Raw genomic sequence first — 14,750 nt, forward strand, 5'->3', positions numbered from 1 at the left:
GTCAGCCTCCTGCCGCGCTCAAGGCACCGCACGCGCCGCAGGCGGCACAGCCGGCTTCCTGGTCCGCGCCCTTCATGCCGGCTGCCCGGAGCAGGGCCGCGACGCGCTCGGTGACGTCACGGACCAGGGCAGGTGACGGCGCCTTGGCACCGTCCCGGCGGGCGAGGGTGCCCGCCATCGGACGCATGGGCACGACGAACGGATAGACGCCACGCTCGATCAACCCTGCCGCCCCGGCGACGAGTTCGTCCGGGTTCTCACCCAAACCGACAAGGAGGTACGTCGACACTCGATTCCGACCGAACACGCGCACGGCCTCGTCCCAGGCCGCTTCGTACTCGCTCATAGGGACCGTGGACTTGCCTGGCATCCAGCGCCGGCGTACGTCGTCGTCCAAGGACTCCACGTGGATGCCGATAGAGGTCGCACCGGCTTCTCGCAGCTCGGTGAGTACTGCGAGGTCTCCCGGCGGTTCGATCTGCACCTGGATCGGCAGACCGGGCACCGCGGCGAGCACCGCCCGCACACAGCGAACGAGATGCCGGGCACCGCGGTCGGGTCCCGCGGTGGTGCCGGTGGTCATGACCATCTGCCGGACGCCGTCGAGCCGGACGGCCGCCTCCGCGACCTCGGCCAGCTGCGCGGGAGTTTTCGCGGCGATGGTCGAGCCCGCGTGCAACGACTCCTCGATCGTGCAGAACCGGCAACGCTGGTCCTCGACATAACGGATGCAGGTCTGCACGACCGTGGTCGCGAGGACGTCGCGTCCGTGCAGCAGCGCGATCTTGCGGTAGGGCACGCCCTCGGCCGTGGTCAGGTCGTAGAACTTCGGGCGGGCCACCGGTTCCACGGACAACCCGAGATCGATGCGGCCTTCGTAGACCCGTCCGCTGCGGAGGGTGTACGGGCTCGCGGGGTTGAGGGGCAGCGCAGCGTTGGCACCGTCGACGAGCAGGTGACCGTCGTCGCTCGGGCCCGCGCCCTTGCTGCGCTGCACGGGCGCGTCCCAGCGGACGCCCCGCACCGCGAGGTCCACCCTCACCCGGACGGGGTCCAGGTCCGGGCCTGGGTGTGGAGCGTCTTCGTCGACGACTGGGGATGGCGGCATGGCCGGTTCGCCTTCGGTGCCAACGCGCACTGCGGCCTCCTAGAACATGTAGGTCGAGTTGATGACGGCGCCCTTGCGGGCGTAATGGATCAAGGCGTCCTGCACGTCCAGCGGATGCGTGGGGATGACGCCCTCGATCAGGTCCTCCTCGCGGGCGCCGTGCAGCGACAGCCCGAACCGGCAGCAGTACACCTTGCCGCCTTCGGCGATGAACGTCTTGAGCTGATCGTTGATGTTCATCTCACCGGGGAAGGCCGCGTTGCCGGTCGTCGGGAAGCCGCGCGTTGCCAGGCAGTTCAGCGATCCCGGGCCGTAGAAGTAGATCGCGGTCTCGAATCCCTTGCGCAGCGCTCGGGTCGCCTGCAGGATCGCCACGAAGCTCACCGACGACTCGTGGGCGATACCGTGCACGAGGGTGAAGTAGCTCTCGCCGTTTTCCGCCTTGTAGTCGGGAAAAACCTTCGTCCCGCCGTACAGGCTGGATCCTTCGGGGAGTGAGGGGTGCGGAACCTCTTCGAGGCTCTTCTGCTCCAGGTCGGTCAGCTCGGGCATACCAGCTCCTTTTGTTCCTTCGATTTCTTCGTGATCAGCCGTAGAGTTTTTCGAAGTTCTCCCGGAACACCAGTCCGGAGAGCTCACCGTCACCGGTGGCCGCCCGCATGCGGGCGTACTCCCCTTCCCGGTCGCCCCAGGGCTCGTCGCTCGCGAAGAGGATCCGGTCGTGACCGATGCCGCGCCGGGAAACCTCTTCCGCCAGCCATCGGGGCGCGAACCCGATGGCCCACGACAAGTCCGTGTAGACCCGCTTTCCCGCTTCGATCCAGTCGAAGAACCGGGAACCGGCGAGCTTGATGTGACCGCTCATACCGCCGCCGAAATGCACCAGGTGAACGGCGACGTGATCCCCATACCAGTCGACGAGGTTGCCGACCTCGTCGATGTCGGACGCAGCACCCGGCGAGGTGTGCACGTGCACCACCAGGTCACGTTCGCTGGCGACGGCGAAGATCCGGTCGAGCATCGGTCGGCAGCTCGGGTCGCTCGCGCGGCCGCCGAGCAGGAAGCTGAGTTTGAGAGCCTTCACACCCTGCTCCGCCGCCAGTGCGAGCGCGGCCTCCGTGCGCTCCGCGTCGCTCGGCAGCGGTGAAACCCACAGCGCGGCACGGATCCGGTCGTCGGTCTGGGCCGCTTCGACGCACAACTCGTTGAAGGCGAACGAAACTCCGGGACTCGGCACGCCGTAGTTGGGGATGACGAGCGCGCGTTCGGTGCCTTCGGCGTCGAGGTCGGCGATCAGTTCGGCGATCGTCGCCCGGGCTTTCGTGTCGGGGTTGACGGCGGGGCCGCCGTAGAACGGGTACGCCGGCAGCACGCCGAGGTGGCGATGCGCGTCGAATACCATGATCGATTTCCTAGGGTCGGGAGCCGGGATGTGAAGTTCGGTCGGGGTGTGGCGTATTTCGGGTTGGTGGGTGGCGGGGCGCGGCGGGGACGGCCCGGATTCACGTGGCGGCGGGTCGGCGAAGTGACACGGTCGAGGTAGCGCTGCCGGAGGAGTCAGGACGAGACGGCGATCCGGCGGAGACGGCGGAGTTCGCTGGGGCCGGGGCCGGGGCCGAGGCCGGGGCTGGGCCGGGGCCGGAGATCGGGCTGGGGCCGGGGCTGGGGCGAGTAGGGATTGGGCGAGGGTGTCGGTGCCTGTCAGGTTGGTGGCGGCGTGCGTGTCTTCCCTGCCGGGCGTTCACCTGCGGAGCCAGGCGGGTAGCCGTGCAAGAGGATGCGCCGGGACAGCCGGGCCAGCCCACGTGACCTGGCCGGGCCGAGCGGCACCCAACCGAACCGAGCAGCGCCAGCCTCGCCGAGCATCGGGGCCGCCGCGCGGCCCACCGCGGCGCCGACCCAGTCGAACGCCCGGGGGGCGCGCCGCGTGGTCCACCACGGCACCCAACCAAACCGAGCCGCGCCAACCCAGCCGAACGCCGGGGCGTGCCGTGCGGCCCACCGCAGCCGACCACCCGAGCCGCACCGGCCCAGCCAAGCCCCGGGGGCGTCCCGCGCGGCCCGAACCGACCCAACCGGGCCGCAGGAGCCGCTCATGCGACTGTCCGTGGGGCGACCCAGTCGTCGCTTTCGTAGGTTCCGGGTGGGGATCCCGCTAGCCAGCGGACCTCCGAGCTCCGGCCGCCTCGGTGGAGCAGTTCGATCCGTCCCGCCAGGAACTCCGCGTCCGCGGCGACTCCGCAGAAGCGGCCCGAGCCCCATGTGTACTGCCACGGTAGACCTAAGAAATACAAGCCTTCACAACTCGTCACGCCTCTGTCGTGCGTGGGGTAGCCTCTGCCGTCGAAGATGGGGACGTCTATCCAGCGGTGGTCCCGGCCAAAGCCTGTGCACCAGACCACCGACGTGATCCCCGACAGGGCCAGCTCCGCAGGCTCGACAGACGGCTGCCACACCGGGACGTAGCGGGCCTCCGACGGGGCATCTATGCCGTGCGACGAGATGTACGCGTCGATCGAGTCCTTGATCCCTTCCGAAACCGCATCCGCGGCGTCCAGGTTCTTACGCAGGTCCTGGTCGAAAGTGAAAGCGCCCGACGAGAAACCGCGAAGCCGCCCGTACAAGCGCATCCCCTCGCGGGCGAAGGCGCGCAAATCGATGTCATGACCACCGTCGCGGCCTGTGACGTAGTGGTTGGCCCGGAAACGGACCGCATCCGCGTCGGCGAATTCGTCTATTCCCCTTCGGTAATAGCCCATCTCGTCCAGCCACGCCACCACGTCCCGGCCGCGGTACCGGCGCGCCACCCGCGGCGCGCCGCCCACCGCCAGGTGCACGCGGCGCCCGGCCAGGTGCAAATCCTCCGCGATCTGGCAGCCCGACTGGCCCGTGCCGACCACCAGAACCTCGCCGGGGGGCAACCCGTCCGGATTCCGGTACTGCGAGGAATGCAGCTGCACCAACGACTCCGGCAGCCGCTCGGCCATCCTCGGGATCAGCGGCACCTGGTACGGCCCCGTCGCGAGCACGACCTGCTCCGCTGTCACGTCCCCCTGCGACGTGCGGACCAGGAAACCGTGCGGCGTCAACCGCAGGCGCGTCGCCTCCACACCCTCGATCACCGGCAGCTCGAACGCCTTCGCGTACTCCTGGATGTACGAGACGATCTCGGCGCGCCCCATGAAACCGTCGGGATCCGGTCCGCGGTAAGGAAAGCCCGGCAGCTGACACTGCCAGTTCGGCGTCACGAGGCAGAACGTGTCCCAGCGCCGGTCCCGCCACTCGTGGCCGATCTCGTCCCGCTCGAGGACCACGTGATCGATCCCCCGGCCACGCAGGCAGTGGCTCATCGCCAGCCCCGCCTGCCCACCGCCGATCACGACCACGGAGTGATGACGGCCATGTAGTGGATGAGACACCGAACGTCCTCCTTGCGAGTACCGTCGCTGATGACGACCAGTACAGCCAGGAGCTATTGCCGAACGGTTTCATCCGGAACAACTGCGTGTTACGCGCGAACCGCTTTGTTACCGCTGCAGCACAAGGGAAAGCGCTCTCCGCAACTCCTCCGTGTGCCCGTCCGCCAATTTCGGGCCGCGCCACGCGATGTACCCGTCCGGCCGGACGAGGAGGCACTCCTCCTCCGCCATGCCGGACACGCGACCCCACTCGCCGTACGCGTCGCGGGCCTCCGCCGCACCTATGCGGACGAACCCCACCCCCGCGTCACGGGCCGCCGGTTCCCACGCCCCGCCCGCGAGACCCGTGACGAGCGTGAACCGGCCGCCACCCACAAGGTCCAGAGTGGACACTCGCTCGGCACGCTCGTTCACCAGCCACGCATGGGGCAGCTTCGCGCCGGGACGCGTGCTGGGCTGGTGGTACAGCTCCGGATCGCGCGCCCACTCCTCGGCCGGACCACCGTCGTCGAGGACCGCGGCCGACGCGTAACGCTGGTTCAGCTCGACGCCGTGCGCGTTGAACTCGTAGTTCTTCAGCTGGATCGCCTCGTCGAGCGCCTGCCGCCGCTTGACGCCCTCCGGTGCCCGGCACGCCGCCAGACCCGCGACGATCCCCTCGTCGTCAGTGCCGCCCGCGATGCCGAGCGCCTCGAAGATCGGGCCGAACTGGTCGCGGCTGAGGTTCGCGCGGTCGACGACCTGCTTGCCCACCGGCGCCCGCTCCGCGCTGTACGTGTCGAGCAGGCCGGGCCCCGCTTCCCCGCGCAGCACCATCGCGAGCTTCCACGCCAGGTTGTAGGCGTCCTGGACGGACGTGTTCGAACCGAGGCCGTTCGACGGCGGGTGCCGGTGCACGGCGTCGCCCGCGCAGAAGACCCGGCCGGCCGAATACTCCGTGGCGTAGCTGTGGTTGACCGTCCACAGCGAGGTCGACGTGATCTCCACCGGGATCGACGGGTCGCCGATCAGGTCGTGCACGATCCTTGTCGCCTCCGCATCGTCGACCTCCGGTGGCGGCTGCGAGATGTCGTAGCCCCACGTCAGCAGCCATTCGTGCCAGGGCCGCACCATCCGCACCAGCCCCATGCCGATGCCGCCCAGGTGCGCACCGGGCCGCATCACCCAGTACAGGACGCTCGGCCGGTGCGCCACGTACTGCGACAGGTCGGCCTTGAACACGATGTTCATGCTGCCCGCCTTGCCGCTCTGTCCCGCGAACGGCAGGCCTGCCTGCTCCGCGACCAGGCTCCGGCCACCGTCGGCACCGATCAGGTAGCGGGCGCGCACCGTGTACTCGTCGCCGCGGACGCGGTCGAACAGCCGTGCCGTGACGCCTTCCGAGTCCTGTTCCAGGGACAGGAACTCCGTGTCGAACCGGACCTTCGCGCCCCGCGCCGCGGCGTTGCTGACCAGGATCGGTTCCAGGTACGTCTGCGGCAGGTCGATCATGCCGCACGGACTGGCCGTCGCGTACTCGCTCAGTGACGCCGGGCCGGTACCCCACGTGCGGATCCGGCCGATCTCCTCCCCCGCGAGCGCCGTGCACAGCACCGTGTCGCCCATCAGCTCCTGCGGGGTACCGGCCGCGAGCGCCTCCTGTTCCACGCCGAGGTCACGCAGCACCTCCAGCGTCCGCTGGTTCGTGATGTGCGCGCGGGGCGTGTTGGCCACCCAGCCGTACTTGCTCACGAGCAGCGTCCGCACGCCGTAGGTGGCGAGCAGCAGCGCGGCGGACCCGCCGGCGGGGCCGCTGCCGACGACCAGGACGTCGGTGTCGTAGGTCATGGGATCTCCCGGGCGATCTTGAACGTGAAGTCGAGCCTGCGCCACTCGCCGTCGAGCGGGCGGCCGTCGGGCGTCGGGCCGTGCTGCGGGGCGAAGTCGACGACGAGATCCTCCTTGACGCCGAAGACCGTGTCACCTCGACCGCCCTCGGTGTCGAGGTACGGGCCGCCACGCACGAACAGCTGCGTGATGAGCTGCGTGTACCCGGGCTTGAAGATCATGAAGTGCAGGTGCGGCGCCCGCCACGGGTGCCGTCCCGTCGCCGCCAGCATCTGCCCCACCGGGCCGTCGTCGGGGATCGGGTACTCGCTGGGCAGGATCGACCAGAACCGCAGCCTGCCGCCGGCGTCGGTGGTGAACCTCGCGCGCAGGACCGGGCCGTCGAGGTCGGGCAGCTGGACGTCGTAGAAACCGTCCTCATTGGACTGCCACACGTCGACCGTCGCGTCCGGGACCGGTTCGCCGTGCGTGTCGGTCACGGACACGTCGACCCACAGCGGTGTGCCGGGCAGGCCCTGCGCGATGTCGCTGCCGTGCTCGGCGGCGGGCGGCCCCTCGACGTAGAACGGGCCGAGGACCGCGGAGGCGGTGGTGTCCGGCGTACGCGAGTTCGTCAGCACGTCGACCGCGCTGGAGACGCCCAGCACGTCCGACAGCAGCACGAACTCCTGCCGCGTGTCCGTGGTGATGTGCCCGGCGCGAGTCAGGAACTCGATGGCGTACTGCCATTCGGGCTGGGTGACGTCGTTGCGCGTGACGTAGGAGTGGAGGTGCCGGACGAGGTCGGTGAGCAGCTGCCGCACCCGCGCGTCCGGCGCCCGGTCGAAGCTCGCGACCACCTGGTCGGTCAGCCAGCCGAGATCCGGCACGGTGCGCCCGCCGCCAGGACGCTCGCCGCGCCACGCCCCGTGAAGCAGCTCCTCGATGCCGTCACGGGTCAGCTCCCGCGGGTTCGGATACGGCGAGGCGGTGGCCAGCTCGGCAGCACGAGCGAGATCGGATTCCGCCATTCCCAGCGAGCGCAGCGAAGTCGGACCGTCCACCCGGACCACGAGGTCGAACACCCCGCTGGGCGCGTCGGCAGCGCCGAGGGCGTCCGCGATCCTGGCCATCGCCTGCCCAGCAGCGGGCGCGTTGTAGGCCATCGCGTGCGGCAGCATGACAGTGTGCGTCTCGGCATGGGGCAGGTCGAAGGAGCCGCCGAGGGTGTGGCACAGCTTGTGGTGCAGCCCCATGCCGACCCCGGCCAGGCACATCCCACCCAGCCACGCGGCTTCCAGCAGCTCGGCGCGGACGTCGAGCGCGGAGGGGTCGTCGGCCAGCCGGGGCAGGAACCGCGCGATCTTGCGGATCGCCTCCAGCGCCATGCCGTCCACGACGGGGTTCGACTCGGGCGAGTACAGCGCTTCGACCGCGTGGGCCATGGCGTTGACGGCGCTGGTGACCGAAACCGGCACGGGCAGCGACCGGGTCAGCTCGACGTCGTAAAGCACCGTCTCGGGCAGGATCGCGTCGGAGGAACGCGTCGTCTTGCGACCGTGCTCGGTCTCGCCGAGCACCGGCGTGACCTCCGAGCCCGCGTAGGTCGTCGGCAGGATCACCTGCGGCAGGTCCGTGCGCACGGCGAGCGCCTTCGACAGCCCGGTGACCGAGCCGCCGCCGACCGCGACGAGGCAGTCCGCGCCGTGTTCCTTCAGCACCTGCAGCGCCCGCTCGGTCACCTCGACGGGCGTGTGCATCACGGCCCCGTCGAACTCGGCCGCCAGCAGCGGGCCCAGCGCCGACCGGACCGCCCCGGCGTCGGCCGAGCGGCTGGACAACAGCAGCACACGCCGCCCGCCCAGCCGCTCCACCTCGTCCCGGACCTGGCTCGCCTGCCCGAACACCACCCGGCCGGGCCGGGCCGAGTACCCGAAGTTCCGCATCGCCCTCACTCCCTTGTGGTCCAAGGGCAGTATCGGGCGGGCGGACGCGGGAACGCCTGCACGTTTCCCGCGTCCTCCTGCACGAAAAGCGCGTCAGCTCCGGGTGGTGAGCGCGAGGACCTTCAGGTTCGGCACCGCCGTCGTGGTGAACGACGTCAGGGTGCGGGCCGGGTCGGCGGGCAGGGTCACGTGCCAGATGTGCACGGCGCGGCCGTCCTCGGTGCCGTTGACGTTGTAGCGCGTCGTGGCGCCGAGGACGCTCTCCTCACCGAAGTGGGCGGACGTCGCTGCCCAGTCGGTGACGGCGAGGTGTGCCGTGGAGGTGGTGCCGTCGCTGTAGGTGAAGGTCACGTCGGTCTGCTGGTCGCCGTTGACCGCCGTGGTCAGCACGTCGAGCCCGGAGTACTTGCCCGGCGTCAGGTAGACGCGCTGGCCGCGCAGGCTGGTGAAGTTCCCGCTCGTGCCCGTCGTGGGCGGCACCAGGTACGGCACCTGCGCAAGCGTTTGCACCCCGGGCGCGGGCAGCTGTTCCGCGGGGAAGCTCCAGCCCTTGCCGTCGAGGTTGCCCTGCGCCTTCGCGTCCGCGGTCGCGATGCCGTCAGTGTCGTACTGCAGGTTCTGCAGGCACGACGTCCCGGCGGGCGTGCACGCGGCGGGCAGGTTCGGCACGGCCGGTGCGGGCAGGACGCGGTCGACCGGCGGCGTGCCCCACTTGCTGGGCGTCGACCCCAGGGTGAAGGTCACCTCGCCGCCCCGGTTCACGACCGACTCCGGCAGCCAGGACTCGGCGTGCGCACGCCCGTCGAGCCGCACGTTCTGCACGTAGATGTTCGACGCCGAAGCGCCGGGTGCGTTGATCGTGATCGTCGGTCCGCCGTCCCGCTTGACCCACGCCTTCGGGAACATCGGACTCGACAGCAGCATTTCCGCGCGGCTCGGCGTCTGCGGGTACATCCCGAGCGCGGCGAAGACGTACCACGCGGACATCGTGCCGAGGTCGTCGTTGCCGGGCAGCCCGCCCGGGCCGGTCTTGTACACCAGCGAAGCCATGGCGCGCACGGTTTCCTGCGTCTTCCACGGCTGCCCGAGGGCGTTGTACAGCCACGGCGTGTGGATGCCGGGCTCGTTGGTGGGGTCGTAGCGGAAGCCGTCGCCGCCCGTGGCCCACGAACCGTCGGGGCGGTGGAAGAACGCGTCGAGGCGTTGTGCCGCAACGTCCTTGCCGCCCATCGCCGCCGCGAGACCGGACACGTCGTGCTGCACCATCCACGTGTACGTCGCGCTGGTGCCCTGCGCGAAGCCGAGGTCGGAGGTCGAGGAGAACGGCCAGACCCAGCTGCCGTCGGAGTTGCGGGCCTGCTGGTAGCCGCCCTCCGGGCCGGCGGAGGGGTTGAACGTGTTCCGCCACCAGCTCGCGCGCGGCAGCATCTCGTTGTACACCTTGCGGTCGCCGAGGCGCTGCGCCCAGTCCGCGAGCGCGAAGTCGGCGGCGGAGTCCTCCAGCGTCTCGGCCGCACCACCCCAGCAGTGGCACACGTCCTGGGGCGCGTAGCCGAGCTTCAGGTACTCGGCGAGGTTCGGGCGCTGACCCTCGCACTGGCCGGGGCAGCCCTTGTCCGACAGCCCGGCGGGGTTCGGCACGGTCGCCTGGCGGTACAACGACTCGAACGCGCCACGGACGTCGAAGTTGCGCACGCCCATCGCGTAGAAGCCGGCCACCGTGGGCGCCGACGGGTCACCGGTCATCACGTGCGTCGGGCCGTTGACGTGCACCCACCGGTCCCACACGCCGCCGTTCTGCTGCGCCAGGTTGTACAGCGACTGCGCGAAATCCCCGGCGATGCCGGGTTCCAGCAACGCGAGCAGCTGCGTGTGCGCGCGGTACTGGTCCCAGCCGGAGAAGTTGCCGTACTGCGCGCGCTGGCCGCGCGCGAGCCGGTGCACCTTCTGGTCGCTGCCGAGGTACGTGCCCTCGACGTCACTGGCGATGTTCGGTTCCAGGAACGAGTGGTACAGCGCGGTGTAGAAGGTGGTGAGCTGGTCGGGAGAACCGCCCGCGACCTCGATGGAGCGCAGCTGCTCGTTCCACTCCTGCCGCGCGTCCGCCGCGACGGAAGCCACCGTGTCCTTCGGCTTCACCTCCGCGGCCAGGTTGTGCCGCGCCGCGTCGAGGCTCGTGTACGAGATGCCGACCTTCATCCGCACGCTGGGATCGGCGAACGTGACGTACCCGCCGGACCCCTTCCCGGCGCGGTTGGCCCCGGTCAGGTAGCCCTCGCCGCCGTGCGCGGTGGTCGAACCGGGCTGGAGCTGGTCGTTCACCCACGTGCCGTTGCCGGCGAACGCGCGGTCGAACGAGGCCACGAAGTACAGCCGGTAGTAGGTCTTGCGGTTGTTCTCGCCACCGTTGGCGCGGCGGCCGCAGAAAGCGCCCGTCAGGACGGAACCGGTGACGGTCCGCGTCGCCGGGTCGATCTTGATCTCCGCGTCCTCGCTGCCGTTGAGCGAGTTGGACACGCGGAACAACAGGTTCGCGGGCGAGCCGGCCGGGAAGGTGAACTCCCCGACACCCGCACGCGTGGTGACGGACAGGTCGGCCTTCACCCCGGATTCGAGCGTGACCGTGTAGCGGCCCGGCTGCGCGTTTTCGTTGTCGTGGCTGAAGTTGCTCGCGTACACCGCGTCCGTGGTGTCCGCCGTCGGCGAGGACGTGACGGCACCGGCGAACGGCAGGATCGGCACGTCACCGGCCGCGCCGGGGTGGCAGCCCGCGCCGTTCACGTGCGTCAGCGCGAACCCGCGCGTGCGGGGCGTGGCGTAGGAGTAGCCGTTCGCACCGGCGGCGTTGGTCTGGTCCCCCGCGGTGTTGGTGGGACTCCACGAGATCATGCCGAAGGGGCGCACCGCGCCGGGGTAGGTGTTGCCGCCGTTGGCGGAACCGATGAGCGGATCGACGTAGCGGACCGGGTCGGCGACCTTGGCGGGCGCGGCGTCCGCCGGGAGGGCGGGCAGGAGCGCACCGGCCAGTGCGACCGCGAGCAGGGATCTGATCACCCGCCGATCCCAGCCGCCGGTTCCGTCCGGTGCGTGAACATCCGTGAACGGCCGGGGGTCGCCAAGGTCAACTTCCCTTCCGGTAGGCGGCGGGGGTGGTGTCGAGGCGGGCGCGCATCACGCGCGTCAGGTGCTCCTGGTGCGAAAAACCGCACCGCACGGCGATTTCGGGGATGCTCAGCGTGTCGGCGCGCAGCATCCGGCAGGCGTGTTCGACGCGCAGGCGCATGAGGTAGCGGTGCGGGGTCTCGCCGGTCGCGGCCTTGAAGCGGCGGGTGAACTGGCTGACGCTGAGCGACGCGGCATCCGCCAGGTCGGCGAGCGGGATCGGCTCGGCGAGCCGGGCGAGCATGAGTTCCTTCGCGGCGGCGAGCTGCTTTTCCGACAGCGCACCGTTGTCGGCGCGGACGCGGGCTCGGGTGTAGCGGTGGGCCAGGTGAGCGGCGAACAGGCCGGACAGGTGGTCGACGTAGGTCCTGGCCGCGGGTTCCCACTGCCGGACCAGGCCGTCGAGCGCGAGCATGAGCTGCTCGACGAGCGGGTCGGCGACGCCGAGTTCCTCGTTGAGTTCCGCGGGAAGGGCGTCCGCGGGCAGGTAGGCGTGCACGGTGTCGAGCGGCCCGCCGAGTTCGACGGTCAGCTCCCGGCCCGCGGGGTGCATGAACAGGCCGCCGGCGGGCACGCGCCGTTCCTGCGTCCGGCCGCGGCGGACGGTGACCGGCCCGCCGAGGTGCAGGATGACCAGGTGCGTGCCCGCGGCGTCGAAGCGGGCGCGGTAAGGGCTTTCCGACTGGGTGGAGACGTAGAGCCCGGGCCAGCCGAGCCCGGCGCTGGACCGCGCGGGCCGCACCGACGGCAGGCGGAGGATGCCGTTGGTGTCGGCCAGGCCCAGCTCGGCCACGCTCGCCTCCCTCCGCCGGTGGAGACCTCGAGTCTAGGCGGCGTGGCGTGAGATGCGGGAGAGTTCGACGCCCCGCGGCTCCGGGACCCGCACTCGGCGCTCCTCCGACGGGGGCAGTCCGCGCAGGTCCTCCGTTATTCGTGTCAGGTCGCGGTCTTCGTGCGGGGAACTGCCGTTCACGCGGGCCGGGCGCTGGCGGCGGTGGTTGCGCTCGATGGCGTAGGCGAGGAGGGCCAGGATCGCGAGGAAGAGGATCAGGTTCGTCATGACAAGAATTGTTCGCCCAGCTACTTCCTGCCAACAGTGGCAGATCTGACGAACTACGCTAAAATCCTGCCATGCTCAAAACCGTCGCGGTGGTGATGATCGAGGGGGTCGCCCCGTTCGAGTTCGGCGTGCTGTGCGAGGTGTTCGGCATCGACCGCAGCGACGACGGGGTGCCGAAGTTCGACTTCCGCCCGTGCGGCGAACGCCCCGGGCAACCGCTGGCCACGAGCGTGCCCGGCGTCTCCATGACCCCGGCACACGGCCTCGACGGGCTGATCGGCGCGGACCTCGTCGCCGTGCCCGCGGTGAGCACCGACGAGGAGTACCCGCCCGCCGTGATCGAGGCGGTGCGCGCCGCCGCCGACCGCGGCGCCATGCTGCTGTCCGTCTGCAGCGGCGCCTTCCTGCTCGGCGAGGCCGGGCTGCTCGACGGCCGCCACTGCACCACGCACTGGCACCACGTCGAGGCGTTCCAGGCCCGCTTCCCCGAGGCGAAGGTCGATCCGGACGTCTTGTTCGTCGACGAGGGCGACATCATCACCAGCGCGGGCACGGCCGCCGGGATCGACGCGTGCCTGCACCTCGTCCGCCGCGAACTGGGTTCCGCGATCGCGACCACGATCGCGCGCCGGATGGTCGTGCCGCCCCAGCGGGACGGCGGGCAGCGGCAGTTCGTCGCGCTGCCCGTGCCCGAGTGCACCGCCGACAGCCTCCAGCCCGTGCTCACGTGGATGCTGGAAAACCTCGCCGAGGACCACTCCGTCGCGACGCTGGCGAAGCGCGCGCAGATGTCCGAGCGCACCTTCGCGCGCCGGTTCGCCGCGGAGACCGGGACGACCCCGCACAAGTGGCTGTCGATGCAGCGGGTCCTGCACGCCCGCACGCTGCTGGAGGAGACCCGGCTGGGCATCGAGGAGATCGCCCGCGAGTGCGGGTTCGGCACGGCGGCCCTGCTGCGCCACCACTTCCACCGCGTCGTCGGCGTCTCCCCGCACGACTACCGCCGGACGTTCGCGCCCGCGTGAGGCATGCTGTCAGGCGTGACCTATGACGTGGACGCCGTTCGCAAGCACTTCCCCGCGCTCGACGAGGGCGCCGCGCACTTCGACGGGCCGGGTGGCTCGCAGGTCCCGGACGTGGTCGGGCAGGCGGTCGCCGCGACCCTGACGTCCGCGATCGCCAACCGGGGCACCGTCACCGCCGCCGAACGGCGGGCCGAGGAGGTCGTGCTCACCGCGCGGCAGGCCGCGGCGGACCTCGTCGGCGGCGTGCCCGAAGGCATCGTCTTCGGCCGCAGCATGACGCAGCTGACGTACGACTTCTCCCGCACACTGGCGAAAACCTGGCAGCCCGGCGACGAAGTCGTCGTCACGCGCCTCGACCACGACGCCAACATCCGGCCGTGGCTCCAGGCCGCCGAGGCACGCGGGATCACCGTGCAGTGGGCCGACTTCGACCCGGCCACCGGCGAACTGCCCGCCGACGCCGTTCCCGTCACCGAGCGCACGAAGCTGGTCGCCCTCACCGCGGCGTCCAACCTCCTGGGCACCCGGCCCGATGTGCCCGCCATCGCGGCGAAGGCACACGAAGCAGGCGCACTGTGCTATGTGGACGGTGTGCACCTCACCCCGCACGCCCCGGTGGACGTCGCCGCGCTCGGGGCGGACTTCTACGGTTGCTCACCGTACAAGTTCCTCGGCCCGCACCTGGGTTTCCTCGCCGCCGCACCGGAACTGCTGGAGACGCTGCACCCGGACAAGCTCGCCCCGTCCACGAACGCCGTGCCCGAGCGCTTCGAGCTGGGCACCCTCCCGTACGAGCTGCTCGCGGGCACCACGGCCGCCATCGACTTCCTCGCCGGTCTCGTCCCGGGCGAAGGCACCCGGCGGGAACGCCTGGACGTTTCGATGCGGGCGTTGGAGGAGTACGAAACCGGTCTGCTGCGCAAGCTCGACGACGGGCTCGCCGCCGTCCCCGGCGTGACGCGGTACGGCTCCCCCACCCGGCACCGCACCCCGACGGTCCTGTTCACCGTGGACGGTCGCACCCCTGCCGAGGTCTACCGCCACCTCGCCGCCCACGGCGTGAACGCGCCGGCGGGCAGCTTCTACGCGCTGGACTGCGCACGCCACCTGGGCCTCGGCGAAACCGGCGCCGTCCGCGCGGGGATCGCGCCCTACACCACCGAGGACGACGTGCGACGGCTGCTGGAGGCTGTGCAATCCGCATAGCCTCCACCAGGTGACTGT

General features: G+C 70.7%; 11 protein-coding genes. 2 read left to right on the top strand and 9 right to left on the bottom strand.

Going from position 1 to position 14,750, the window contains the following annotated elements:
• Nucleotide 1: 1 nt before the first annotated feature.
• The 9 genes from ABFX51_RS37995 to ABFX51_RS38035 all read right to left on the bottom strand — a co-directional run bounded on the left by ABFX51_RS37995 (nt 2) and on the right by ABFX51_RS38035 (nt 12,501).
• Nucleotides 2-1,042 carry an MSMEG_0568 family radical SAM protein gene (locus tag ABFX51_RS37995; protein ID WP_346056713.1) on the bottom strand — a complete coding sequence of 347 codons (1,041 nt, stop codon included), beginning with the start codon at nt 1,040-1,042 and terminating at the stop codon, nt 2-4.
• Nucleotides 1,043-1,147: 105 nt separating this feature from the next.
• Nucleotides 1,148-1,660 (bottom strand): MSMEG_0572/Sll0783 family nitrogen starvation response protein, encoded by a 513-nt coding sequence (locus ABFX51_RS38000; protein WP_091508525.1) that lies wholly within the window; start codon nt 1,658-1,660, stop codon nt 1,148-1,150.
• A gap of 34 nt (nt 1,661-1,694) precedes the next feature.
• Nucleotides 1,695-2,510, bottom strand: coding sequence for an amidohydrolase family protein (locus tag ABFX51_RS38005; protein ID WP_346056714.1), 816 nt, complete (start codon nt 2,508-2,510; stop codon nt 1,695-1,697).
• A gap of 691 nt (nt 2,511-3,201) precedes the next feature.
• Nucleotides 3,202-4,494 (bottom strand): MSMEG_0569 family flavin-dependent oxidoreductase, encoded by a 1,293-nt coding sequence (locus ABFX51_RS38010; protein WP_346056715.1) that lies wholly within the window; start codon nt 4,492-4,494, stop codon nt 3,202-3,204.
• Between the two features lie 141 nt (nt 4,495-4,635).
• The gene (locus ABFX51_RS38015; RefSeq protein ID WP_346056716.1) at nt 4,636-6,354 is read right to left on the bottom strand and encodes an FAD-dependent oxidoreductase; all 1,719 of its coding nucleotides are present in this window, start codon (nt 6,352-6,354) and stop codon (nt 4,636-4,638) included.
• Complete coding sequence (locus ABFX51_RS38020) at nt 6,351-8,279, bottom strand: maleylacetate reductase and hydroxyquinol 1,2-dioxygenase domain-containing protein (protein ID WP_346056717.1); 1,929 nt, start codon at nt 8,277-8,279, stop codon at nt 6,351-6,353. Before ABFX51_RS38020 ends, ABFX51_RS38015 begins: the two co-directional genes overlap by 4 nt.
• Nucleotides 8,280-8,372: 93 nt before the next feature.
• Complete coding sequence (locus tag ABFX51_RS38025; protein WP_346056718.1) at nt 8,373-11,333, bottom strand: GH92 family glycosyl hydrolase; 2,961 nt, start codon at nt 11,331-11,333, stop codon at nt 8,373-8,375.
• A gap of 67 nt (nt 11,334-11,400) precedes the next feature.
• Nucleotides 11,401-12,234 carry an AraC family transcriptional regulator gene (locus tag ABFX51_RS38030; protein ID WP_091508536.1) on the bottom strand — a complete coding sequence of 278 codons (834 nt, stop codon included), beginning with the start codon at nt 12,232-12,234 and terminating at the stop codon, nt 11,401-11,403.
• A gap of 33 nt (nt 12,235-12,267) precedes the next feature.
• Nucleotides 12,268-12,501, bottom strand: coding sequence for a hypothetical protein (locus ABFX51_RS38035; protein WP_346056719.1), 234 nt, complete (start codon nt 12,499-12,501; stop codon nt 12,268-12,270).
• Between the two features lie 71 nt (nt 12,502-12,572).
• Here ABFX51_RS38035 and ABFX51_RS38040 point away from each other — a divergent pair, with 71 nt between their 5' ends.
• Together ABFX51_RS38040 and ABFX51_RS38045 are read left to right on the top strand one after the other, a co-directional pair.
• A complete protein-coding gene (locus ABFX51_RS38040; RefSeq protein WP_091508540.1) occupies nt 12,573-13,526 on the top strand; it encodes a GlxA family transcriptional regulator in 954 nt (317 codons plus the stop codon).
• Between the two features lie 15 nt (nt 13,527-13,541).
• Entirely contained in the window at nt 13,542-14,732 is a 1,191-nt protein-coding gene (locus ABFX51_RS38045) for a cysteine desulfurase-like protein (protein ID WP_346056720.1), read from the top strand.
• Nucleotides 14,733-14,750: the final 18 nt, after the last annotated feature.

This window comes from Amycolatopsis dongchuanensis, assembly GCF_039542405.1.
Lineage (GTDB): Bacteria > Actinomycetota > Actinomycetes > Mycobacteriales > Pseudonocardiaceae > Amycolatopsis_E > Amycolatopsis_E sacchari.